Source organism: Actinophytocola sp., assembly GCF_036555685.1.
Taxonomy (GTDB): Bacteria; Actinomycetota; Actinomycetes; order Mycobacteriales; family Pseudonocardiaceae; genus Actinophytocola.
Genome location: NZ_DATBKY010000309.1, coordinates 1 through 21287, shown reverse-complemented (window position 1 = coordinate 21287; position 21287 = coordinate 1). Strand labels below are relative to the sequence as shown.

Genomic DNA, 21287 nt, shown 5'->3' with positions numbered 1-21287 from the left:
ACGTGCGCCGGCAAGCGGGGTGGTACCGCGGCGTCAGTCGTCCCCGTGTGAGCACGAGGCACACGACGGACGAGACCGCGAGGACCCGATGGCATACCCCAAGGCGCAGCTAGGACCGGACGAGGGCGTCGCATCCCAGCCGTCCTTCCCCACACTCGAGCTGTCCGTGCTCGACTACTGGGCGGCCGACCGCACGTTCCAGGCCACCGTCGACGCGCGTCCCGCGGGCGAGCACGGCGGCAACGAGTTCGTCTTCTACGACGGCCCGCCGTTCGCCAACGGGCTGCCGCACTACGGCCACCTGCTCACCGGCTATGTGAAGGACGTCGTCCCGCGCTACCAGACCATGCGTGGCCGCCACGTCGAGCGCCGGTTCGGCTGGGACTGTCACGGCCTGCCGGCCGAGTTCGAGGCCGAGACGCAGCTCGGCATCAAGACCAAGGCCGAGATCGAGGAGATGGGCGTCGCCGAGTTCAACGCGGCCTGCCGCGCCTCGGTCCTGCAGTACACCGACCAGTGGCAGGACTACGTCACCCGCCAGGCCCGCTGGGTCGACTTCGACAACGACTACAAGACGCTCGACCTCGACTTCATGGAGAGCGTCATGTGGGCCTTCAAGTCCTTGTGGGACAAGGGCTTGATCTACGAGGGCTACCGGGTCCTGTGGTACTGCTGGCGCTGCGAGACGCCGCTGTCCAACACCGAGACCAAGATGGACGACGTCTACCTCGACCGCCAGGACCCGGCCGTCACGGTCGGCCTGCGGCTGGAGACCGGCGAGCTGGCCCTGGTCTGGACGACGACGCCGTGGACGCTGCCGTCCAACCTCGCGATGGCCGTGCACCCGGACGTCGACTACGTGACCGTCGAGCACGACGGCGAGAAGTACCTCCTCGCCGAGGCGCGTGTCGCCGCCTACGCCCGCGAGCTCGGCGAGCACCCGACTGTCGTCGCGCGGTACAAGGGAGCCGACCTGCTCGGCCGCCGCTACACGCCGCCGTTCGACTTCTTCGCGGGCGCCGAGAACGCGCACCAGATCCTGGCCGCGGACTACGTGACCACCGAGGACGGCACGGGCATCGTGCACATCGCGCCCGCCTACGGTGAGGAGGACAAGGTCGTCACCGACGCGGCCGGCATCACGCCGGTGACGCCGGTGAACCCGCACGGCGAGTTCGACGCGCAGGTACCGCCGTACGCGGGCATGCACGTCTTCGACGCCAACGGCCAGATCATCCGCGACCTCAAGAAGGCCGGGAAGCTGCTGCGCCACGAGACCTACGACCACCCGTACCCGCACTGCTGGCGCTGCGGGAACCCGCTGATCCAGCGTGCGGTGTCGTCGTGGTTCGTCGCGGTCACCAAGTTCCGCGACCGGATGGTCGAGCTGAACCAGCAGATCAACTGGGTGCCCGCCCATGTGCGCGACGGCCAGTTCGGCAAGTGGCTGGAGAACGCGCGGGACTGGTCGATCTCGCGCAACCGGTTCTGGGGCTCGCCGATCCCGGTATGGGTCTCGGACAACCCGGAGTACCCGCGCGTGGACGTGTACGGCTCGCTGGACGAGCTCGAACGCGACTTCGGCGTGCGGCCGACCGACCTGCACCGCCCGTTCGTCGACGAGCTGACCCGGCCCAACCCGGACGACCCGACCGGGCGGTCGACGATGCGCCGGGTGCCCGAGGTGCTGGACTGCTGGTTCGAGTCCGGCTCCATGCCCTACGCGCAAGTGCATTACCCGTTCGAGAACTCGGACTGGTTCGAGCACCACTACCCGGGCGACTTCATCGTCGAGTACAACGGCCAGACGCGCGGCTGGTTCTACACCATGCACGTGCTGGCGACCGCGCTGTTCGACCGGCCGGCGTTCCGCAACTGCGTGGCGCACGGCATCGTGCTGGGCGACGACGGGCAGAAGATGTCCAAGTCGCGCAAGAACTACCCGGACGTCAACGAGGTGTTCGCGCGCGACGGCTCGGACGCGATGCGCTGGTTCCTCATGGCCTCGCCGATCCTGCGCGGCGGCGACCTCGTGGTGACCGAGCGCGGCATCCGCGACGCGGTGCGCCAGGCCGTGCTGCCGCTGTGGAACACGTGGTACTTCCTCGCCCTGTACGCGAACGCCGAGTCGGTCGAGGGCACGTGGCGGACGGACTCGCCGCACGTGCTGGACCGCTACGTGCTCGCGAAGACGCACTCGCTCGTCGTGTCCACCCGCGAGGCACTGGACGTCTACGACCTGTCCGGCGCGTGCGCCGGGGTACGCGAGTTCCTGGAGGCGCTGACCAACTGGTACGTGCGCCGCTCGCGGGACCGCTTCTGGGCCGGCGACAAGGACGCGATCGACACCCTGCACACGGTCCTCGAGGTCACCTCGCGGGTGGTCGCGCCGCTGCTGCCGCTCACCGCGGAGGCCGTGTGGCGCGGGCTGACCGGCGAGCGCTCGGTGCACCTGACCGACTGGCCGGCCGACGACCTGCTGCCGGCCGACGACGCGCTCGTGACGGCGATGGACCGGGTGCGGCAGGTGTGCTCGGCCGCGCTGGCGCTGCGCAAGTCGAACCGGCTGCGCGTGCGGCTGCCGCTGGCCTCGCTCGTGGTCGCCGCGCCGGATGCGGAGACGCTGGCCCCGTTCACGAACCTGATCGCCGACGAGGTCAACGTGCGCAACGTGGACCTCACGACGGACGTGGCCGCGCACGGCCACTTCGAGCTCGTGGTCAACGCGCGTGCCTGCGGGCCGCGGCTCGGTGCGGACACGCAGAAGGTCATCCGCGCGGTCAAGGCGGGGGAGTGGACCACGACGTCCACCCCGGACGGCGAGACCGTCGTGGCGGCCGGCATCGAGCTGCTGCCCGGCGAGTACCAGCGCCGCCTCGTGGCGACCGACACCGGCGCCACGGCGGAGCTGCCCGGCTCGTCGGGCCTGGTCGTGCTCGACACGACGACCACGCCGGAGCTCGAGGCGGAGGGCCTCGCGCGGGACCTCGTGCGCGTGGTCCAGCAGGCCCGCCGCGACGCCGGCCTGGACGTGGCCGACCGGATCGTGCTGACCGTCCAGGCGCCCGACGACGTCGTGGCGGCGGTGCGGGCACACGAGAAGTTCGTGGCGGGGGAGACCCTGGCCGACTCGGTGTCCTACGGCCCCGCGTCCGGCTTCTCCGGCACCGTGGGCGACGGCGTCGAGGTGACCGCGCGGGTGGTGAAGGCCTGACGTGCCGGTTTCCGCGACGCTCGCCGCGCACCAGGTCGTCGAGGAGCGGCGGCGCGCCGGGCTGCCGGTGCTGCCCATGTCGTTCGGGCAGGCCGGGGTTCCGGTGCACCCGCTGCTCCTCGAGGCGCTCGCGGACGCGGGCGCGCGCAACGCGTACGGCCCGGTGGCCGGCGACCCGGCGCTGCGCGAGGCGGCCGCCGGCTACTGGACGCGGCGCGGGCTGCCCACCGACCCGGCGCAGGTGATCGCGGGACCGGGCAGCAAGGCCCTGCTGTACGCGAGCCTGCTCGCGGTCGGCGGCGACGTCGTACTGCCGCGCCCGAGCTGGGTCTCCTACGCGCAGCAGGCGGCCCTGCTCGGCCGCCGCGCGCTGCTCCTGCCGGCGAGCGAGGGCGGGGTGGCGGTGCCGGACCGGGTGGCGGCCGGCGCGCTCGTGATGACGCTGCCGGACAACCCGACCGGCCGGCTCGCCTCGCCGGAGCTGGTTCGCGCCGCGTGCGAGGCCGCGCGCGAGCGGGACCTGACGATCGTGTCGGACGAGATCTACCGGGACCTGGTATACGAGCCCGGGTTCGTCAGCCCGGCCGAGCTCGCGCCGGAGCGCACGATCGTCACGACCGGCCTGTCGAAGAGCCTCGCGCTGGGTGGCTGGCGGATCGGCGTCGCGCGGTTCCCGTCGGAGGCGTTGCTCGACCGGGTGCTGGCGGTGGCGAGCGAGCTGTGGTCGTGCCCGGCGGTGCCGGTCCAGGCCGCCGCGGCGCTGGCGTTCACCGAGCCGGAGCCGTTGCGGTCCTATGTAGACGAATCGCGGCGGCTGTACGCGGCGGTCAACCTCGCGGTGGCGGACCGGTTCGCGGCGGCCGGCGCGGTGGTCGAGACGCCGCAGGCCGCGTTCTACAGCTACCCCGACCTCGCGCCGCTGGTGTCCGGTCCGGCCGCGGACGTCGCCCGGCGCCTGCTCGAGCAGCACGGCCTGGCCCTGCTGCCGGGCACGGAGTTCGGCGAGCCGGCGGAGTCGCTGCGCTTCCGCGTCGCGACCGGCCAGCTCACGGGCACGGACGACGACCAGCGCCGCGCGGCCCTCGAGGCCGGGGACCCGCTGGCGCTGCCGTGGATCGCGGGCGCGCTCGATCGGCTGACCGAGATCCTCGCCGCGCCGTGACCGCGCTGCGCTTCGCCGTCCGCGTCAACTGCTCGTCCCCTGATCCCGCGAGTCCAACGTTCAGCCCCCGCGAGTCCGACGTTCGGCTCGCGGCGGCCGCGTTGGACTCACCCGTCCGGAGCGTTGGACTCGCAGGGTCGGAGCGTTGGACTCGCGGGATGTGGTGGTGGCTAGGCGCTGAGTGTCCAGACGGCGTCGGCGAGCACGTCGCTGTTGGCGTCCAGGGCGGGCACGTCGATGTTGTCCGCCGTGTCGCAGGCGGAGTGGTAGCACTCGTCGAAGGCCTGGCCCGCCGTGCCGCCCCACTTGGCGGCCTGCTCGTCGGTCTTGATCTCCTCGGCGCCGCTGAACGTGCCACCGGTGGGGATCCCGGCGTCCGCGAACGCCGCGTGGTCCGAGCGGCCGCCGACCGTGATCGGCTCGGTCTGGATGCCGCGCGCGGTGTAGTCGTCGGTCAGCATCTTCTCGAACGCCGCCGAGCCCTCGGGCTGGTCGGCGGAGGAGTAGACGAAGTAGCCGGGGTTCGGCGAGCCGATCATGTCGAAGTTCACGTAGCCGGCGATCTTGTCGATCTCGGTCTGCGGCAGGCTCGACACGTACTCCGACGACCCGACCAGGCCCAGCTCCTCGGCACCCCACCACGCGAAGCGCAGGTGCTTGGCCGGCTGCAGGTGCGTCTCGGCGACCGTCAGCGCGACCTCGAGCAGCCCGGCGGAGCCGGAGCCGTTGTCGTTGATGCCCGGCCCGGCCGGCACGCTGTCCGCGTGCCCGCCGAACATCATCGTCTGGTTCTCGTCCCCGCCCGGCCAGTCCGCGATCAGGTTCCAGCCCGTCCCGCCGGCGGAGAACTCCTGCAGCTGCGTGGTGAAGCCGGCCGCGTCGAGGGCGCCTTTGACGTAGTCCAGCCCCGCCCGGAAACCGGGCCGGCCGTGCGCGCGGTTGCCGCCGTTGGCGTCCGCGATTCCCTGTAACTGGGCCAGGTGCGCCTGCACGTCCGCGACCGGGATGTCCGGCGCGGCCGCGATCCGGGCCTGCTTGGGCGAAAGCGACGGTGCCTGTGCACCCGACGCCGTGCCGTACGTGACCGCACCCGCGAGCGCGACGGTGCTGAGCGTGACCAGGGCGAGACGCAGCCTCATGGATCTTCCCTCCAGGGGATCGCCGATCTTTGGCCAGCGTGTCAACCGTCCGTTTCGCACGCTAGGTTCATTCGTCGGGAGTTTGCGGAGTCGCGGAGGTGGGAGTGGGCCCCGAGCTGTCCGTCGTGCTGGGGGCCGTCGCGGCGGTTCTCCTGGTCGCGGTGCTCGCGGTGCGCGTCTCCGTCCGGCTCGGCTTCCCGTCGCTGTTGCTGTACCTCGCGATCGGCGTCGTGCTCGGTGAGGCCGGCATCGGCGTCCAGTTCGAGAACGCGTCGCTCACCGAGTCCCTCGGGCTCGCCGCGCTGGTCCTGATCCTCACCGAGGGTGGGCTGACCACCCGCTGGTCGGAGGTCAGAACCGCGCTGTGGCCGGGACTCATGCTGTCCACAGTGGCCGTCGCGGTCAGCATCGGCGTGACCGGTGTGGCGCTGCACCTGATCCTCGGCTTCGACTGGCGGCTCGCGCTGCTGTGGGGCGCGGTGCTCTCCTCGACCGACGCGGCGGCGGTGTTCAGCGTGCTGCGCAACATCGCGGTGAGCCGCCGCCTCGCCGGCGCGCTCGAACTCGAGTCCGGCATGAACGACGCCGCCGCGTACATCGCGGTGGTGCTGCTGGTCTCCGGCGGGGGGTGGAGCTGGTCGCTGCCGTTCACGGTGCTCTACGAGCTCATCGTGGGCGCGGTCATCGGCCTGGGCCTCGGCTTCCTGAGCGCCGCGGGGTTACGCCGGGCCGCGCTGCCCGCCACCGGCCTCTATCCACTTGCGACGGTCGCGGTGTCCGTGCTCGCGTTCTCCGCCGTCTCCGCGATCCACGCTTCCGGGCTCCTCGCCGCGTACGTGGCCGCGCTCGTGCTCGGCAACTCCAAGCTGCCGCATCGCAACGACACGCTCTCGTTCGCCGAGGGCCTGGGCCTGCTGTCGCAGATCGGGCTGTTCGTGCTGCTCGGGCTGTTCATGTCGCCTGGCCGGCTGCTCGACGCGGTGGTGCCCGGGCTCGTCGCCGGCGCCGTCGTCACGGTGCTGGCCAGACCGCTGTCCGTGGTCCTGGCGCTGCTGCCGTTCCGCATCCCGTGGCGCGAGCAGGCGTTCATGTCGTGGGCCGGCCTGCGCGGCGCGGTCCCGATCGTGCTCGCGATGATCCCGATAACCGAGGGCCTGCCCGCCGCGCGGCATCTCGTCGACGGCGTGTTCGTGCTGGTCATCGTGCTGACGCTGGTGCAGGGGAGCACCCTGCAGCTGTTCGCCTCGCTGCTCGGGCTCGGCAAGGGGGCGCGCTCGCAGGAGCTGGACGTGGACGCGGCGCCGCTCGACGAGCTGGGCGCCGTGCTGCTGACCGTCCGCGTCCCCGTGGGCTCCCGGATGCACGGCGTCTACCTGCGGGAGCTGCGCCTGCCCATCGGCGCCACGGTCAGCCTGCTCGTGCGCGAGGGCGTCGGGCACACGCCCGCGCCCGGTACCCGGCTGCAGGAGCACGACCAGCTGCTCGTGGTGGCCACGGAGGCCGCGCGGCGCGAGACCGAGCACCGGATCCGCGCGGTCGACCGCGCCGGTCGCTACGCCCGTTGGAAGGGCGAAACCGGCCAAGAGCAGTAAATTCTGGCAAACGTCACCCTCCTTCGACGGTGCCCGCGTCCTGATCGCGTGAATAAGTTCGCTCGTACGGTGCGAGACGCCGAATGAGAGGGCGCGGACGGTGACGGTCAGGGTGCGGACACGGCGGTCGGGCAGGAGCCGGCTCATCGCGGCGGTGGGCGCTGTCGGGTTGGTAGCCGGACTCCTTGTGTCCGCACCAGGCGCGCTGGCCACCCAGTCACCGTCCGCGCCCCGGGAGAGCGCGCCCTTCTTCCCCGCGTTCGGCCTGCCTTACGCGCCGGGGCAGCCCGCCTTCTCCGCCGGCATCCACTCCGACGACGGCGCCACCGGCCCGAAGAACGCGATCGACCTGGTGCCGAACGACGGCGTCGTGCGTGCCCCGCTCGAGGGCACCGTCCACATCTGGCAGTGCGCGGGCGGCCCGTGGGTCACGATCGACCACCAGGAAGGCTGGCGGACCGGGTACTACCACATGGAGAACATCCAGGTCAGCGAGGGACAGCAGGTCGCGCCCGGCACGGTGCTGGGCACGGTCGGCAACGCGCTGCCGTGCGGCGGGTCGACCAGCGGCGCGCACGTGCACTTCACCTTGTGGCTGCTGACCGCGTCGCCGGCCGAGCGCGCCGCCGAGCCGGCGGTCGCGGGCGACTGGGACGGCGTGTCCTACGCCAGGCTCTCGTCCGAGGTGGCCGCCGTGGTCGGCGAGCCGGTCAACGGCAAGGTCTTCGGCGGCTGGCAGTTCTTCGAGGGCGCCGCGCAGTACTCGGGCTACACGGTCCGGCAGAGCGACGGCTGGACCGTGCCGTTCCCGGGCACGTTCATATACGGCTGACGCAGGCCAGCGCCGTGAATCACGGTGCAAAGTCTTGCGCCGGCCGACGCAACCTCAGGGGACCGTGACGGCACCCAGCCACGATGAACCGCCGAATGCCACCATCCGCTGGAACGCAACCCACACCTTGAATTCCGGGGACACGATCAGTCCAGCATGCTGATCTGGCGCATCTTGTTCGTCGCGTCCAGCGCGGCCACCTTGTAGGACTCGGCGAGCGTGGGGTAGTTGAACACCGTGTCCACGAGGTAGTCCACGGTGCCGCCGCAGCCCATCACCGCCTGTCCGATGTGGACGAGCTCGGTGGCGCCGGTGCCGAACACGTGCACGCCGAGCAGCGACCGGTCCTCCGGCGACACCAGCAGCTTCAGCACGCCGTAGGAGTCGCCGATGATCTGGCCGCGGGCGAGCTCGCGATAGCGCGACACGCCGACCTCGAACGGCACCCGCTGCTCGGTCAGCTCGTCCTCGGTGCGGCCGATGTAGCTGATCTCCGGGATCGTGTAGATGCCGATCGGCTGCAGCTCGTGCATCTCGCGCACCGACTCGCCGCAGGCGTGGTGGGCGGCGAGGCGGCCCTGCTCCATGGAGGTCGCGGCGAGCGCGGGGAAGCCGATCACGTCGCCGACGGCGTAGATGTGGTCGACCTCGGTGCGGAACGAGCCGTCCACCTTGATCCGGCCGCGCTTGTCGGCCGACAGCCCCGCGGCGGGCAGGTCCAGTTGGTCGGTCATGCCCTGCCGGCCGGCCGAGTACATCACCGTGTCGGCGGGGATCTTCTTGCCGCTCTCCAGGAGCGTGACGGTGCCGTTCTTGTGCCGCTCCACGCCGGACACGGTCTCCCCGAACCGGAACGTGACCGCGAGGTCGCGCAGGTGGTACTTGAGCGCCTCGACGACCTCGGTGTCGCAGAACTCCAGCATCCGCATGCGCTGCTCGATGACCGTGACCTTGGTGCCGAGCGCGGCGAACATCGACGCGTACTCGATGCCGATCACGCCCGCGCCGACCACGATCATCGACCGCGGGATCCGCTCCAGCCCGAGGATGCCGTCGGAGTCGATGATCGTCTGCGCGTCGAAGTCCACACTGGACGGACGGGCCGGCGTGGTGCCCGTGGCGATCACGATCTTGTCCGCGGTCACCGAGCGTTCCTGCCCGCTGCCGTCGGAGACCTGGACCGTGTGCGGGTCGGTGAACCGGCCGAGCCCGGGCAGGATCGCCACGTCGTTGCGGGAGAGCTGGCTGCGGATCACGTCGACCTCGCGCCCGACGACGTGGGTCGTACGCGCGGTCAGGTCGCCGATCGTGATGTCCTCCTTGACCCGGTAGCTCTGCCCGTACAGCTCCCGCTGGGTCATGCCGGTCAGGTACAGCACGGCCTCGCGCAGGGTCTTGGACGGGATGGTGCCCGTGTTGATGCAGACGCCGCCGATCATGTTGCGCCGCTCGACCAGCCCGGCACGCGCGCCGAGCTTCGCGGCCGCGATCGCCGCCTTCTGGCCGCCGGGCCCCGACCCGAGCACAAGGACATCGAAGTCACTCATGCGCAGAGTCTTGCAAGCACGTAGCGAGTTGGACAGTCGAACGGCGGATCGGCTACCGTCGGTGCCGAAGGTCATGAGCGCCAGCGTCAAGCCCCGGCTTGCTGGCCGGCAACCCTCCTACCGCGGTGGGGTGCCCCGGGTGAGGACCTGGCCCACCGCGAGGCGCGGGCGGGCAAGCGCGGGCCCCGGGGCGGGGTCCCCGACTCGGAGGCGCACGATGACGCTCGCCACCCCACACGCACGACCCGTTTCGCACGTCCTGCCGCGCGTCACCGGCGCGGCACTGACCGTGCCGCTCGTGGACGGCCGCCGTGTCCCGTACGCGAACCTCGACCACGCGGCGAGCGCGCCGTGTCTCGAGGCCGTCCGCGACGCGGTCGACGAGCTGCTGCCCTGGTACGCGAGCGTCCACCGCGGCGCCGGCTTCGCCTCCCAGGTGTCCACAAAGGTCTACGAGCGGGCGCGGGACGTCGTGCGCCGGTTCGTCGGCGCCCGGCGGACCGACACCGTCGTGTTCACCCGCAACACGACCGACGCGCTGAACCTGCTGGCCCGCGCGCTGCCGCGGTCGACCTCGGTCGTCCACTTCGACACCGACCACCACGCGGCGCTGCTGCCGTGGCGCGGCCCGCGCGTCCGGCGCATCTCGTCGGTCGCCGCCCTGGACGCCGCGCTGCGCTCGTGCCCGACCGGCCCGCGGCTCGTGGTCGTGACCGGCGCGTCCAACGTGACCGGCGAGGTGTGGCCGGTGGCCGACGTGGCCGCGATCGCCCGCCACCACGGCGCCCGCATCGTGCTCGACGCCGCCCAGCTGGCCCCGCACCGCCCGGTCGACATCCGCGCCCTGGACGTCGACTACGTCGTGCTATCCGGTCACAAGCTCTACGCCCCGTTCGGCGCCGGCGCGCTGGTCGGCCGGGCGGACTGGCTGCGCGCGGCCGACCCGTACCTGGCCGGTGGGGGCGCGACGGCGCTCGTGGCGGACCGGGGCTCGCATCTCGCCGTGTCGTGGTCGGCAGGCCCGGAGCGGCACGAGGCCGGCACGCCGAACGTCGTCGGCGCGCACGCGCTCGCGGTGGCGTGCGAGACGTTGGGCCGGCACTGGGACGCGATCGCCGTCCACGAGCAGGCGCTGCTCGCCCGGCTGCGCACCGGGCTCGCCGGGGTGCCCGGTCTGCGCGAGCTGTCGCTCTCCGGCGGTGACCGGGTGGGCGACCGGGTGGGCGTGGTGAGCTTCGCGGTCGACGGCGGCGACCCGGGCCTGCTCGCGGCGGCGCTGTCCGCCGAGCACGGCATCGGCGTGCGCGACGGGGCGTTCTGCGCCCACATCGCGACCCGCCGCCTGCTCACCGCCGCGGGCGCGTCCGGAACCCGGGCGCTGCGCGCGAGCCTCGGCCTGGCCAGCACCGAAGAGCACGTCGACCGCCTCGTCGCGGCCCTGCACGCCCTGGTCACCCGGGGTCCCGCGTGGAACTACGCGGAAGTCGACGGCCGCTGGACGCCGACCCCGGACCCGCGCCCGCTGCCGCCGTTCCTGTCCGCCGCCTGAGCGCCGCACCCGACCGTGGACAATGGTCTGGTGAGCGACGAGACCAGCACCGACACCGGCTCCGACATCGCCTCGGACACCGAGGTCGACACCGAGGTCGACACGGGGGTCAACACGGAGGTCGACACGGAGCCGGACCAGCCCGGCGGCACGGACTCGGCCCAGCCGCCGCCCGCCGAGCCGCCGCTGCCGCCTCGCCGCGGCTGGCTCTTCGCGCTGGTGGCACCGGTCGTGCTGATCGCCGACATCGTCACGAAGATCGTCGCCGTCAACGCGCTCGAGGGCGAGCCGCCGGTCCGGGTACTCGGCGGGCTGTTCTACCTGCAGCTCGTCCGCAACCCCGGCGCCGCGTTCGGCATGGCCACCGGCATGACGTGGCTGCTCACGGTCATCGCGATCGCGGTCGTCGTCGCGATCATCTGGATCATGCCCAAGCTGCGCTCGATCGGCTGGGCCATCGGGCTCGCGCTCGTGCTGGCCGGGGCGCTCGGCAACCTCATCGACCGCTTCCTGCGCGAGCCCGGCCCGCTGCGCGGCCACGTCGTCGACTTCCTGTCGCCCTTTGCGCCCAACGGCGACGCGTTCCCGGTCTTCAACGTCGCCGACTCCGCGATCGTCTGCGGTGGTGCGCTGATCGTGCTGATGGCCCTGCTGGGCCGCGACTACGACGGCAGGTCCACGCGGGACAAGACGAGGTGAGCGCTCGCACGCTCCCGGTTCCCGACGGGCTGGACGGCATGCGGGTCGACGCCGGCCTCGCGAAGCTGCTCGGCCTGTCCCGCACCGCGGTCGCCGCGCTCGCCGAGTCCGGCGAGGTGACGCTGGACGGGCGCCCCGCGGGCAAGTCCGACCGGCTCGTCGCGGGCTCCTGGCTCGAGGTGACGCTGCCCGAGCCGGAGCGGCCCGTGGAGGTCCCGGCCGAGCCCGTGCCCGGCATGAGGATCCTCCACGAGGACGACGACATCATCGTCGTCGACAAGCCCGTGGGCGTGGCCGCGCATCCGAGCCCCGGCTGGACCGGCCCGACCGTGGTCGGCGGGCTCGCCGCGGCCGGCGTGCGGGTGTCGACCTCGGGGGCCGCCGAGCGGCAGGGCGTGGTGCACCGGCTGGACGTCGGCACCACCGGGGTGATGGTCGTGGCCAAGAGCGAGCACGCGTACTCGGTGCTCAAGCGCGCCTTCAAGGAGCGCACGGTCGAGAAGGGCTACCACGCGCTCGTCCAGGGCCACCCGGACCCGACGGACGGCACGATCGACGCGCCGATCGACCGGCACCCCAAGCACGACTACAAGTTCGCGGTCGTCGCCTCCGGGCGGCCGAGCGTCACGCACTACAAGACGATCGAGGCGTTCCGCGCGGCCACGCTCGTCGACATCCGGCTGGAGACCGGCCGCACGCACCAGATCCGGGTGCACTTCGCGGCGCTGCGCCACCCGTGCGCCGGCGACCTGACCTACGGCGCCGACCCGGTGCTCGCCAAGCGTCTCGGGCTGACCCGGCAGTGGCTGCACGCGCGGCGGCTGGCGTTCGACCACCCGGCCGACGGGCGCCGGGTCGAGTTCACCAGCGATTACCCCGAGGATCTCCGCGCCGCGCTGGACCGCCTGGCAGAGCAGTAGGCGCGCGTCGGGCGCGTTTGCCGCGGGTTGTGGAGGATTTTCGCGTACCTTGTCGGGCAACACACGAGGTGGTGCCGATGACTGAGCGAGACGACCACTTGGGGGAGGGCTTCCTCGTCGACGGTGTGGCGCCGTCGGTGATCGGAGGCGAGGACGGCCCCGAGCCGCCGTCCGACGACTACGAGGACTTCCGGCCGCAGGCCCGGCGCGAGGAGTTCCGGCCGGGCACCCGGACCGAGCCGCCGACGACGCCGATCCCGGCCCAGAATCCGAACGGGCAGCCACGCACGTACAGCGACTACCGCCAGCAGGAACAGCGCAAGGGCTGGCTGGGGCGCATGTTCGGCAGGCCTTAGTCCTCGATCGTCCAGGTGAGGGTGCGCGACTCCTCGTCCGGGCGGGGGCTCCAGCGCACCGACGTGACCTCGGTCTGCTCCGGCACCACGTACACCGTATGCCCGCCCGCGGTCTCGCCCGGCGGCACGCCGATCCGGTGCGGCGGCCGCGACGACAGCGACACCGGCGCCTTCGAGATCGTCTTCCCGTCCGGCGTCACCAGGACCAGGTACAGGTCCGGCAGCGACTGGAAGGCCACCGCTCCGCGGTTGGTCAGCTCGGTGTGCACGACGACCGACCGCTCGCCCTCCTGCAGCCGGTAGCCGGCCGCGGTGAACAGGTAGTCGGCCGGGTCCACGACCTCCACGAGCTGGATCGCGAGCTTCTCGCCCTCCAGCCCTTCGGTCATCAGCACGGTGCCGACCTTGCCCTGCCGCTTGTCGCTCTCCGTGCGCACGGTCGGCTGCGTGACGTCCTGCGGCGGCTGGTCGCCCCGCGCCCACGACGCGGTCTGCGGCGGCCCCCACATGCTCATCGGCGCGTCCGGCTGCGGTGCCGGGAACGGCGTGCTGGGCGGGCCGGGCTGCGCGGGCACCGGCGTGCTCGGCGGCCCGGTTCGCACCGGGTAGCCGGCGGGAACCTGCTGCGGTGGCACGGGATGCGGGCCGGACGGTCCGGGCGGGACGGTGTGCGGGCCGGACAGGCCCGGCGGCACCGGCGGCCCGGATGGAACTGGTGGTGCGGGCACGGGGCCCGACGGCCCGGGGAACTGCATCGGCACGGGGCCGGACGGCGGCTGGTACTGCTGCGGCGGGTACGGGTAGGGCTGCGGGGCGACCTGCTGGGCGGCCTGCGCCGCGGCGGCCCGCAGCCGGTTGGAGTCGCACTCGACGCCGACGAGCAGCGGCAGCCCCGTCGCGGACAGCGCGACGAGGCGCGACGCCACCTCCCGCGGGTCCATCCCCACGCGGGCGGCGACCTCGTGCACCGCTGCTCTGCCCATCTCGGCGACCACCCCGAGCAGGCGGGCGTCCACCGGATCCGTCGCGACCACGGCTCGCACGCTACCCGGTCGCCGCGATCATCGCGGTACGGCCGCGCCCATGTTCCGCAATCACTGGCAGTATCGCCGGCGTGGAGATCGTTCACGAGATCGTGCACCGCCGTCGCTGGACGCGTGCGGATCGCGCCGAGGGGATCTGGCCGCGGCTGACTTTCGACGTACCGCCGGGCTGTGGCGCGGTCGAGGTCGAGCTCGCCGTCGCGGACCCGGCCGCCGTGATCGATCTGGGCTGCGAGGGCGCCGCGGGCTGGCGCGGCTGGTCGGGCGGGGCGCGCCGCCGGTACGCGATCACGCCGGACGCCGCCACGCCGGGTTACCTGCCCGGCGAACCGGAAGCGGGCACCTGGCACGTGGTCCTCGGCCTGCACCGGGTGCCGGAGTCCGGAGTGGACTGCACGGTCACGGTGCGCACCGGCGGCTCGCCGGCCGTCGAGCAGGACCGCCCGGCGCCGCCCGTGCCGGCCCGCCCGCCGCGCCGCGAGCTGCCGGCCGGGCCCGGACTGCGGTGGGTCGCGGCCGACTTCCACGCGCACACGCTGCACTCCGACGGCGTGCTGACCGTGCCGGAGCTCGCCGCACTGGCGGTCGAGGCGGGGCTGGACGCGCTCGCGGTCACCGACCACAACACCGTCGCCCACCACGCGGAGCTCGCCGCGGTCGGCCGGCGGTACGGCATCGCGCTGCTGCCGGGCCAGGAGGTCACCACCGAGTACGGGCACGCCAACGCCTTCGGCGACATCGGCTGGGTCGACTTCCGCGAGCCGGCCGCGAACTGGGTGTCCACGGTCGCCGAGCGCGGCGGGCTGCTGTCGGTCAACCATCCGCTCGCCGGCGACTGCTCGTGGCGCCACCCGCTGCCGGTCCGCCCGCCGCTGGCCGAGGTCTGGCACACGTCCTGGCTCGCCCCGGACTGGGGCGGCCCGGTCGCGTGGTGGCGGGCGTGGGGCGTGGACACGACCCCGATCGGCGGCAGCGACTGGCACCGCGACGACGGCACCCGCCTCGGCGAGCCGGTCACCTGGGTGGCCGTGGCCGCCGACGCCGACGGACCCGACCTCGCGGGCGCGGTGCTCGACGGGCTGCGTGCCGGCCGGACCGCCGTTTCCGCCCACCGCGACGCGCCCGTCCTGCTGCCCGTCGGCGGTGAGCTGGTCGCGATCGGCGCGCCGGGCGCGCTGGTCGTCGGGGACGGTCCGCGGCGTGCCGTTCATTCCGATCGGGACACGATGTCCCCGGCCGGGACCGGTGGTCAGGTGCTGTGCGGCCACGACGGCCGCGTGTTCTCCCTGGCAGGCGTGCCGCGCTGAGACCGCACCGGCCTTGATAGTAAGCGGCCGGTGATACAAGATTTCGACACACTCGGTCTTCAGTTGGTGAGTTCTCACCAGCTCGATCAGAGAGGTGCCGAACATGCGACGCAAGGTGCTGCTGGCCGCCGCGGTGTCGACGACGCTGGTGCTGTCCGGCTGCCTCGGCCAGCAACAGGAGTCCGACAGCGGGCGCAACGCCGACGCGAAGGACGTCTCGCTGACGATCACGTCCAACTCGGTCAAGGGCGGCAAGAACGACGCCGGTGCCAAGTGGATCGAGGACTGGGTGATCCCGGAGTTCACCAAGCAGCAGAAGGAGAAGGGCGTCAACGTCAAGGTCAAGCTCGACGGCGTCGGTGTCGACGACGACGAGTACAAGGCCAAGGTGGCGCTGGACTTCGGCACCGACATCGGCGGCGACATCGTCGAGCTCGACGGCATCTGGCTCGGCGAGTTCGCGCAGGGCGGCCAGATCAAGCCGCTCGAGGACATCGTCGGCAAGGACAAGGTGGACGCCTGGGACGGCTGGGAGCAGATCCCCGACGCCGTGCAGCAGGTGAGCACGTACCAGGGCAAGCGGTACGGCATCCCGCAGGGCACCGACGGCCGGGTGCTGTTCTTCAACAAGAAGCTGTTCGCCAAGGTCGGCCTGCCCGAGGACTGGCAGCCGACCAGCTGGGACGAGATCACCGCGGCGGCCGTCTCGCTCAAGTCGCTGCCCGGTGTCACGCCGATCCAGCTCAACGCCGGCACCGCGATGACCGAGGCGACGACCATGCAGGGCGTGCTGCCACTGCTAGTCGGCACCGGCTCGGAGATCTACTCGGACGGCAAGTGGCAGGGCGACACCGACGACCTCACGTCGGTGCTGGACTTCTACCAGCAGGTCTACCGGGGCAAGCTCGCCGACCCGGTGCTGGCCCAGGAGGCCAAGGGCCGGGACCGCTCGTTCGAGGAGTTCGCGCAGAACAAGATCGGCATCCTGCTGGAGAGCGACTACTTCTGGCGCTCGGTGCTCGACCCGGAGGACGGCGTGGCGAAGATGCCCGACCGCGACACCGCGGTCGGCTGGGCGAAGATCCCCGCGATGACCCCTGGGTCCGGTGTGGACGGTCAGGACTTCGTCAGCATGTCCGGGGGCGGCCTGCGCGTGATCAACCCGAAGACCGAGTACCCGCAGCAGGCGTGGGAGCTCCTGCAGTTCATGAACTCCGCGGCGGCGACCAAGGCATACCTGGCCGGCACGGCCCAGATCACGCAGCGCGAGGACGTGAACTCCGAGGTCCTGAAGAGCGACCCGATGCTGAGCTTCATCGCCGAGGAGGTCCTGCCGATCACCCGCTTCCGGCCGGGCATCGCGGAGTACCCGAAGGTGTCGACCGCGCTGCAGCAGGCGACCGCCGACGTCGTCGCCGGCAAGACCGCGGCGCAGGCGGCGGCCGGGTACCGGGACGCGCTCGTGAAGGCCGTCGGCGAGGACGCGGTCGCCGGTGGTTAGCGCGCCGCCCGCGGCCGGCGAGGCGGCGAGGTCCCGGCGGGCCCCGGGCAACCGGGACTCCGCCGGGCTCGGCGTCGCCCCCGCCATCGGGTTCCTGGCGCCGGGGTTGCTGCTGATCGGGCTGTTCCTGATCTTCCCGGCACTGTGGACGATCTACATCGGGCTGACCAACTACACGCTCACCGGTGCCACGTCGGTCGCGCCGGCGTTCGTCGGGCTCGGCAACTTCGCCGAGGCGCTGAACGACGCGCTGTTCGGCAACGCGCTGTGGCTGACGCTCGTGTACACGATCGGCTCGGCGGTGCTCGGCCAGAACATCGTGGGCTTCGCGCTGGCGTGGGTCCTGCGCGGTGCCCGGCCCGCGCTTCGCCGCACGATCGAGACGTTCGTGCTGCTGTCGTGGATCCTGCCGACCGTCGTCATCGCGTACCTGTGGATCGCGGTGCTCGACCGCGACGGCGGCACGCTCGACCTGCTGCTCGGCTCCCCCGGGACGGCCTGGCTGATCGAGTACCCGATGGCGTCGCTGATCGTGTTCAACACCTGGCACGGCACGGCGTTCTCGATGATGCTCTACAGCTCGGCGCTCGCGGCTGTGCCGCCGTCGCAGCTGGAGACCGCGCGCTCGGTCGGCGCGAGCGGCTGGCAGACCGTGCGGGACGTGGTGTTCCCGCACATCCGCGGACACGTCCTGACGAACACGCTGCTGATCTCGCTGTGGACGGCCAACGACTTCACGCCGTTCCTGCTGACCGCGGGCGGGCCGAACCACGAGTCGGAGCTGGTGCCGGTGTTCATCTACCGGCAGGCGATCTCGTCGGGCCGGCTCGGCTATGCGGCGGCGATCTCGTTCCTGCTGCTGCTCGTGAACCTCGTCGTGGCGCTGGTGTACCTGCTGCTGCTGAGGAAGCGCGCATGACTTCGCACGAACCGCGTGATCGCCAACCGCAGCCCAGGGTGTCCACAAGGGTCAATTCCGGGAAGGCGGTACTGCGGCGCACCGGGTACGTCGCGTTCATGGCCGCGGTGCTGGCGTTCTTCGCCGTGCCGATGCTCTGGCTCGCGTCGGCGCCGTTCGACTCCGACCCCGGGCTCGGGCTGCACTGGCCGGACTGGACGCTGTCCAACTGGACGGCCACCTTCGAGCACCCCTACGCGCTGGGTTCGCTCGTGAACTCGGTCGTGCTGTGCGTGGTGGCGACCGCGGTGACGACCGTGCTGGCCACACTCGCGGCGTACGCGCTGTCGCGGGTACGCATCCCGGGCCGCGACGCGCTGCTGTACCTGCTTCTGCTGCTGTCCAGTGTGGTCACCGGGACCGCGGCGATGGTGCCGATCTTCGTGATGATGTTCCAGCTGGGTCTGATCAACTCCCAGTACGCGACCGGCCTGGTGCTCGCCGGCGGCATCCTGCCGGCGGCGATCTTCATCCTGAAGGACTTCATCGACTCGGTGCCGAGGTCCTACGAGGAGTCCGCCCGGGTGTTCGGCGCGTCGCCGGCACAGGTGCTGCTGCACGTCGTGCTGCCGGTGGCCCGGCCCGGCATCGCGACGATCCTGGTGTGGGCGTTCGTGCAGGCGTGGGGGAACTTCCTGCTGCCGTTCCTGCTGCTGCGGGACATCGACGCGCAGCCGGCGGCAGTGCTGCTGAACACGATGAAGGACGAGGGCGGGAGCGCGAACCTGACGGTGATCCCGGTGTTCTCGCTGCTGTACGCGGTGCCGGTGGTGGTGCTGTACCTGTTCGTCAGCAAGCGGTACGGGTTCCGCTTCCACGGAGGGATCAAGGCCTGATGGCTGGCATCGAGCTGACCGAGCTGTCCACTGTGTACCCGAACGGCGTGCGGGCGGTGGACTCGCTCGACCTGTCCGTGCGCGACGGCGAGTTCTTCGCGCTGCTCGGCCCGTCGGGTTGCGGCAAGACCACCCTGCTGCGGACGATCGCCGGCCTGGAGCAGGCGACGTCCGGCACGGTGTCGATCGGCGACGCCGACGTCACCCGGGCCGAGCCGGGCCGGCGGCGGGTCGCGATGGTGTTCCAGGACTACGCGCTGTTCCCGCACATGACGGTCGCGCAGAACATCGCCTACCCGTTGCGCGTCCGCCACGCCTCTCGTGCCGCCCAGCGGGAGGCGGCGGCCCGGACGTCCGCCGGCCTCGGTCTGGCCGGCTTGCTGGAGCGCCGGCCGGCCCAGCTCTCGGGCGGCCAGCAGCAGCGGGTTGCCCTCGCGCGGGCGATCGCGATGGAGGCGGACGTGCTGTTGCTCGACGAGCCGCTGTCCAACTTGGACGCGAGGCTGCGGCTGGAGGCGCGCACGTTCCTCAAGCGCCTGCAACGAGACCTGGGCCTGACGACGGTGTTCGTGACCCACGACCAGGCCGAGGCGCTCGCGCTGGCGGACCGGATCGCGGTGATGTCGCAGGGCCGGATCCGCCAGCTCGGTAGCCCGAAGGAGGTCTTCCAGCGGCCGGGCGACACGTTCGTGGCGAACTTCATCGGCTCGACACCGATGAACCTGCTGTCCGGCACGGTCTCCGGCGGGCTGGTGGAGGTCGCCGGGGCGCGGCTGAAGCCGCCGCCGGGGGTTTCGCTGGCCGACGGCGCCGCGGTGACGGCCGGCATCCGGCCGGAGTACCTGCACGTCTCGGCCGCGGCGGACGGGATCACCGGGACGGTGTCGATCGTCGAGAACCTCGGGGTGACATCGCTGGTCACCGTCGAGTGTCCGGGGGAGGCGCTGGTCGGGGTGACCGTGCCGGAGGGGGAGGAGCCCTCGGTGGGTTCGACGATCACGGCGGCACCCGACCCGGGGCGGTTGCTCTTGTACGACGGTGAGACGGACGAGCTGGTGGGCGAGGCGAAGGTGGCGGAGTCCTGAGCTGTCCAGCATGTGGAACTCGCGCGTGAATTGTCGGGGGGTGCTGCTTCGATCGGGCACATGGACGCTTCGACCCTCGTCGCCTTCGTCGTCGCGTGTGCCGTGATCAGCCTCGTCCCGGGGCCCGACATGATGTTCATCATCGCCAACGGGGTCGCGCGCGGGCGGGCGGCGGGGGTCGTCGCCGCGGTGGGGATGTCCACCGGGATGACCGTGCACACGATCGCCGCGGCGCTCGGGCTCGGGGCGCTGCTGGCGGCGGCACCCGTGATCCTCGAGGCCGTGCGGATCGTCGGGGCCGTGTTCCTCTGCTACCTCGCCGTCAGCGCGCTGCGGTCCGCCAAGCACGTGACCCAGACCGCGACCGCGAAGTTCGGCGGTCACTCACTGCGCCGCACCTATGCGATGGCCACGCTGACCAACCTCGCCAACCCGAAGGTGATCTTCTTCTACGTCGCGTTCTTCCCGCAGTTCGTCACCGTCGGCGGCTGGCCTACGCCGCTCCAGTTCCTGGCCATGGGCGGGATACTGATCGTCGTCGGGCTGAGTGTCGACGCGACGGTGGGGCTCGCCGCCGGGACGCTGTCCGACCTGCTTCGCCGGCGGCCGGGCGTGCAGCGGTGGCTCAACCGCGTGTCAGCGACGATCTTCGGCGGGCTTGCGGTCCGGCTGGTCGTCGACCGGTAGCTCGGACCGCAGCATCCGGTACAGCACCTCGTCCCGCCACGCGCCGTCGCGGAAGTAGTACTCGCGCAGCACCGCCTCGCGCGTGAAGCCGGCCTTCTCGAGTGCGCGCTGCTCGGCGACGTTGTCCTGCTCGGTCCGCGCCTGGACGCGGTTCACCGGGTCGTGCGCGAACAGGTACCTGGACAGCAGCAGCTGCGCGGTCGTGCCGTGGCCCTTGCCGCGGTGGCCGGGCCAGATGGTGATGCCGAACTCGACGACGTACGAGATCTGCCCCGTCCGGATCTTCGTCCACGACACGAACCCGAGGTCCGTGCCGTCGAGGTCGATCATCAGCACGCTCTTGTCGTCGCTGAGCAGCTGATTGTCGGCGAACCGGCGCCGCCACGCCGAGCGGTCGGTGAACCCGGCCCAGTTGAAGATCCCGATCCCGTCGGGATCGTTGAACATCTCCTCGAGGCGCTCCAGGTCTGGCTCGAGCACCGGCCGCAGCCGCATCCCCTCGGTCATGCCGGCACCGTAACCGTGCCGGCCGACCGAGGCGCGCGGATTTACACCAGCTCGGCGTCCAGCGTGATCGTGGTGCCGGCCAGTGCCTGGGACACCGGGCAGTTCTTCTTGGCGTCCTCGGCGGCCGCGGCGAAGTCCTCGGCGCTGATGCCGGGGATGCTGGCGCGCACGGTCAGGTGGATGCCCGTGATGCCCTCGCCGGGCTGGAAGGTGACGTCGGCCTTGGTGTCGACGGTCGTGGGCGGGGTGCCCGCGCCGGCGAGGCCGTGCGAGAGCGCCATCGAGTAGCACGTCGAGTGCGCGGCCGCGATGAGCTCCTCGGGGCTGGTCTTGCCGTTGGCGGCCTCGGCACG

The 21287-nt window shown here is 72.0% G+C and carries 19 protein-coding genes and 1 riboswitch; of the genes, 14 read left to right on the top strand and 5 right to left on the bottom strand.

What is annotated here, in order from left to right; translation table 11 throughout:
* Nucleotides 1-88: 88 nt before the first annotated feature.
* Nucleotides 89-3214: an isoleucine--tRNA ligase gene (gene ileS, locus VH969_RS32685; RefSeq protein WP_331981535.1), complete on the top strand. Its 3126-nt coding sequence runs from the start codon at nt 89-91 to the stop codon at nt 3212-3214.
* A gap of 1 nt (nt 3215) precedes the next feature.
* A complete protein-coding gene (locus tag VH969_RS32680; protein ID WP_331981533.1) occupies nt 3216-4376 on the top strand; it encodes a pyridoxal phosphate-dependent aminotransferase in 1161 nt (386 codons plus the stop codon).
* 170 nt (nt 4377-4546) lie between these two features.
* Here VH969_RS32680 and VH969_RS32675 read toward each other — a convergent pair whose 3' ends face one another.
* Nucleotides 4547-5515: a M28 family metallopeptidase gene (locus VH969_RS32675; protein WP_331981530.1), complete on the bottom strand. Its 969-nt coding sequence runs from the start codon at nt 5513-5515 to the stop codon at nt 4547-4549.
* A 98-nt stretch (nt 5516-5613) separates the two neighbouring features.
* On the opposite strand from VH969_RS32675, the gene VH969_RS32670 reads away from it, so the two are divergent.
* Together VH969_RS32670 and VH969_RS32665 are read left to right on the top strand one after the other, a co-directional pair.
* Nucleotides 5614-7107, top strand: coding sequence for a potassium/proton antiporter (locus tag VH969_RS32670; RefSeq protein ID WP_414638654.1), 1494 nt, complete (start codon nt 5614-5616; stop codon nt 7105-7107).
* Between the two features lie 187 nt (nt 7108-7294).
* A complete protein-coding gene (locus tag VH969_RS32665) occupies nt 7295-7939 on the top strand; it encodes a M23 family metallopeptidase (RefSeq protein ID WP_331981527.1) in 645 nt (214 codons plus the stop codon).
* A gap of 146 nt (nt 7940-8085) precedes the next feature.
* Here VH969_RS32665 and sthA read toward each other — a convergent pair whose 3' ends face one another.
* Entirely contained in the window at nt 8086-9486 is a 1401-nt protein-coding gene (gene sthA, locus VH969_RS32660) for a Si-specific NAD(P)(+) transhydrogenase (RefSeq protein ID WP_331981524.1), read from the bottom strand.
* 69 nt (nt 9487-9555) lie between these two features.
* Nucleotides 9556-9671: riboswitch (SAM riboswitch) on the top strand.
* 32 nt (nt 9672-9703) lie between these two features.
* On the opposite strand from sthA, the gene VH969_RS32655 reads away from it, so the two are divergent.
* From VH969_RS32655 to VH969_RS32640, 4 genes are all read left to right on the top strand, one after another.
* Nucleotides 9704-11035, top strand: coding sequence for an aminotransferase class V-fold PLP-dependent enzyme (locus VH969_RS32655; protein ID WP_331981521.1), 1332 nt, complete (start codon nt 9704-9706; stop codon nt 11033-11035).
* A 30-nt stretch (nt 11036-11065) separates the two neighbouring features.
* Nucleotides 11066-11734: a signal peptidase II gene (gene lspA, locus VH969_RS32650; protein ID WP_414638653.1), complete on the top strand. Its 669-nt coding sequence runs from the start codon at nt 11066-11068 to the stop codon at nt 11732-11734.
* Nucleotides 11731-12654, top strand: a complete 924-nt coding sequence (locus VH969_RS32645; protein WP_331981518.1) for an RluA family pseudouridine synthase — start codon at nt 11731-11733, stop codon at nt 12652-12654. The genes lspA and VH969_RS32645 overlap by 4 nt, the downstream gene beginning before the upstream one ends.
* Before the next feature lie 77 nt (nt 12655-12731).
* Nucleotides 12732-13010: a hypothetical protein gene (locus tag VH969_RS32640; RefSeq protein WP_331981515.1), complete on the top strand. Its 279-nt coding sequence runs from the start codon at nt 12732-12734 to the stop codon at nt 13008-13010.
* On the opposite strand, the gene VH969_RS32635 is transcribed toward VH969_RS32640, so the two are convergent.
* Nucleotides 13007-14044 carry an Lrp/AsnC family transcriptional regulator gene (locus tag VH969_RS32635; protein ID WP_331981512.1) on the bottom strand — a complete coding sequence of 346 codons (1038 nt, stop codon included), beginning with the start codon at nt 14042-14044 and terminating at the stop codon, nt 13007-13009. The two genes, VH969_RS32640 and VH969_RS32635, sit on opposite strands and share 4 nt — an antisense overlap.
* An 80-nt stretch (nt 14045-14124) precedes the next feature.
* Here VH969_RS32635 and VH969_RS32630 point away from each other — a divergent pair, with 80 nt between their 5' ends.
* From VH969_RS32630 to VH969_RS32605, 6 genes are all read left to right on the top strand, one after another.
* On the top strand, nt 14125-15360 hold the full coding sequence (locus VH969_RS32630; RefSeq protein ID WP_331981510.1) for a CehA/McbA family metallohydrolase: 1236 nt from the start codon (nt 14125-14127) through the stop codon (nt 15358-15360).
* A gap of 103 nt (nt 15361-15463) precedes the next feature.
* Nucleotides 15464-16861 (top strand): extracellular solute-binding protein, encoded by a 1398-nt coding sequence (locus VH969_RS32625; protein WP_331981507.1) that lies wholly within the window; start codon nt 15464-15466, stop codon nt 16859-16861.
* On the top strand, nt 16854-17780 hold the full coding sequence (locus VH969_RS32620; protein WP_331981504.1) for a carbohydrate ABC transporter permease: 927 nt from the start codon (nt 16854-16856) through the stop codon (nt 17778-17780). The genes VH969_RS32625 and VH969_RS32620 overlap by 8 nt, the downstream gene beginning before the upstream one ends.
* Nucleotides 17777-18655, top strand: coding sequence for a carbohydrate ABC transporter permease (locus VH969_RS32615; protein ID WP_331981501.1), 879 nt, complete (start codon nt 17777-17779; stop codon nt 18653-18655). The genes VH969_RS32620 and VH969_RS32615 overlap by 4 nt, the downstream gene beginning before the upstream one ends.
* Nucleotides 18655-19740: an ABC transporter ATP-binding protein gene (locus tag VH969_RS32610; protein WP_331981498.1), complete on the top strand. Its 1086-nt coding sequence runs from the start codon at nt 18655-18657 to the stop codon at nt 19738-19740. The genes VH969_RS32615 and VH969_RS32610 overlap by 1 nt, the downstream gene beginning before the upstream one ends.
* A gap of 60 nt (nt 19741-19800) precedes the next feature.
* Nucleotides 19801-20427, top strand: a complete 627-nt coding sequence (locus VH969_RS32605; protein WP_331981495.1) for a LysE family translocator — start codon at nt 19801-19803, stop codon at nt 20425-20427.
* Here the strand turns inward: VH969_RS32605 and VH969_RS32600 are convergent.
* Both VH969_RS32600 and VH969_RS32595 read right to left on the bottom strand, forming a co-directional pair.
* Nucleotides 20377-20934, bottom strand: a complete 558-nt coding sequence (locus tag VH969_RS32600) for a GNAT family N-acetyltransferase (protein ID WP_331981493.1) — start codon at nt 20932-20934, stop codon at nt 20377-20379. The two genes, VH969_RS32605 and VH969_RS32600, sit on opposite strands and share 51 nt — an antisense overlap.
* Nucleotides 20935-20975: 41 nt before the next feature.
* A partial coding sequence (locus VH969_RS32595; RefSeq protein WP_331981491.1) for an OsmC family peroxiredoxin occupies nt 20976-21287 on the bottom strand: 312 nt, incomplete at its 5' end.